Genomic DNA, 2,418 nt, shown 5'->3' with positions numbered 1-2,418 from the left:
GATGGACGGCCGGTTCCGTCAATAACTAAATTCACTTGAGTTATTATAGTCAGGGTGAGACTCTCGAGCAGCCCTGTCGATCAAGCTTTCCGAGGGACAATGCGGATTCCAAAGGCGTCGTCGGCCTCTTCCCAGGCGACCACCGGCAATGCCGCGATCGGGAGCAACCCCGAGCGCAACCGGACCCATAACCGCCGCGTCGTGCTGGAGACGGTCTGGTTGCACGGTCCCATCGGCAGGGCCGAGATCGCCCGCATGGCCCATCTGACGGCCCAGGCCGTTTCCAACATCGTCGACGAACTGGCGGCCGACGGGCTGCTGATCCGCCAGGGCCGGCGCAAGGCGGGGCGGGGACAGCCGCCGGTCCAGTTCGCCGTCAATCCGGACGGCGGCGCCACCGTCGGGGTCGAACTGGCCGCCGACGGCCTCGTCACCGTGCTGGTCGATCTGGCCGGCCAGTTGCGGGCGCAGCGCCGGATCAAGCTGACCGACACCGCCCCCGACAGCCTCGTTCCCCTGGTCGCGGCGGAGGTCGCGCGCATCCGCGAGACACCGGACGGCGGCACCGCCCAGGTGCTTGGCGTCGGCGTGGTCATGCCGGGTCCGTTCGAGATCGAAGGCCTGTCGTCCGTCGGCCCCACCACCCTGCCCGGCTGGAGCGGCATCGACGCGGCCGCCGTGCTGACCGCCGCGACCGGCCTGCCGGTCGTGGTCGAGAACGACGCGACCGCCGCCGCCGTGGGCGAGCGGCTGCACGGCGCCGGCAAGTCGCTGCGCGACTTCTGCCTGGTCTATTTCGGCGTCGGCGTCGGCCTTGGCATCGTCAGCGAGGGCCGGCCGTTCCGGGGCGCTTTCGGCAATGCCGGAGAAGTCGGCCATGTCATGGTCGTCCCCGACGGCCTGCCCTGCCCCTGCGGCAACCGGGGCTGCCTGGAACGCTACGCCTCCCTCCACGCGCTTGACGAAAGGCTGGCGGCGTCCGGCCTCGATGCCGGCCGGCGCGCCGATCTGGACGCGCTGGTCAGATCAGGTCATCCGGAACTGACGGCCTGGACCCGCGACGCCGCCGCGAAGCTGGCGCCGATGATCGCGATGCTGGAGAACCTGTTCGATCCGGAAAGCATCATCCTTGGCGGCTCCCTGCCGGTGGCGCTGCTCGACGCGCTGATCGAGGCGATGCACCCGCTGCCGATCTCCGTCGCCAGCCGCCGCCGGCGCAGCCTGCCGCGCGTCCTGGCCGGAGCGACGGGGCGGCTGACCGCAGCCCTGGGCGCCGCCGCCCTGCCCCTGCTGGAAACCTTGGCGCCGCGCCTGGACCGCGCGCGGTTTTCTGAAACCGAAGTCCCGCCTGCCATCGCGGAGAAGGAAGACACGCTTGCCGACTGATCTGGTACCGACCGATCTTGAGAATCTGCACCGGGCACTGGAGCGGCTGGGCTCCGTCCTGACCGTGATGAACACCGGCGCCCACCCCGACGACGAGGCCAGCGGCCTTCTCGCGGCACTGCGCTTCGGCTACGGCATGCGGGTCGTGATCGCCTGCTCGACGCGCGGCGAAGGCGGACAGAACGCTTTGGGACCCGAACGCGGTGCCGCTCTTGCCGTGCTCCGGACGCGGGAGATGGAAGCGGCGGCACGGGTGCTGGATGCCGATATCGCGTGGCTCGGCATGGGGCCGGGAGATCCCGTCCATGATTTCGGCTTCTCCAAGAACGCGGAGGACACCCTGGCGCGCTGGGGCGAGGACCGGATCGTCGACCGTCTGGTCAAGGCATACCGGCGGGATCGGCCCGATATCGTGATAACGACGTTCCTGGACGTCCCCGGTCAGCACGGGCATCACCGGGCGATGACGAGGGCCGCGGAAACCGCCGTAGCACTTGCCGCCGATCCCACGTACCGGACGGAGGGATCGGAGCCCTGGCAGGTCGCCCGGCTCTATGTCCCGGCATGGTCGGGTGCCAGCTACGCCTATGACGACGAGGTTCCGCCGCCGTCCGCCAGCGTGGTGGTCGAAGCGCCGGGAGCCGATACCGTCACGGGAGCGGCGTTCGACCAGATCGGCGAGTGGTCGCGCGCCTGTCATCGCTCCCAGGGGATGGGCGTCTGCCTGGACCGGCCTGAGACGGCTTGGCCCCTGCACTGCCGCATCGGCGGGATGCCCGGAATGACCGACATCCGCGACGGACTGCCGGCGGACCTTGGCGCGCTCGCGGGTCTGGAAGCGGCGCAGGAAGCAGTAAAGCGCTGCCGTGCCGCTTTCCCCGACGTGGCGGCGATCCGTTCTTCCGCAATCGAAGCCGCCGGTCATGTGGAAGCCACGCTGCTGACTTGTCCACCGGAACTGCGCGGACGAACTGCACATCGGCTGGAACGCAAGCTTCGTGAGTTGGATGCCGTCATCGCTATTTCCTCCGG

2 protein-coding genes are annotated in these 2,418 nt (G+C 69.5%); both read left to right on the top strand.

Translation table 11 applies throughout. The features are described from left to right. Positions 1–99 precede the first annotated feature (99 nt). Positions 100–1,386, top strand: coding sequence for an ROK family transcriptional regulator (locus AC5JJ6_RS09360; RefSeq protein WP_496041779.1), 1,287 nt, complete (start codon positions 100–102; stop codon positions 1,384–1,386). Further along, positions 1,376–2,418, top strand: a 1,043-nt coding sequence (locus tag AC5JJ6_RS09355) for a PIG-L family deacetylase (protein ID WP_496041778.1), incomplete at its 3' end; no start/stop codon positions are given. The genes AC5JJ6_RS09360 and AC5JJ6_RS09355, both read left to right, overlap by 11 nt.

It is taken from the genome of Skermanella sp. (assembly GCF_059503625.1).
This window is presented reverse-complemented; position numbering and strand designations above follow the sequence as displayed.

What these genes read in the sequence shown, in the direction of transcription:
- AC5JJ6_RS09360 (WP_496041779.1), top strand. Translation starts at nt 100, where the DNA reads ATGCGGATTCCAAAGGCGTCGTCGGCCTCTTCCCAGGCGACCACCGGC.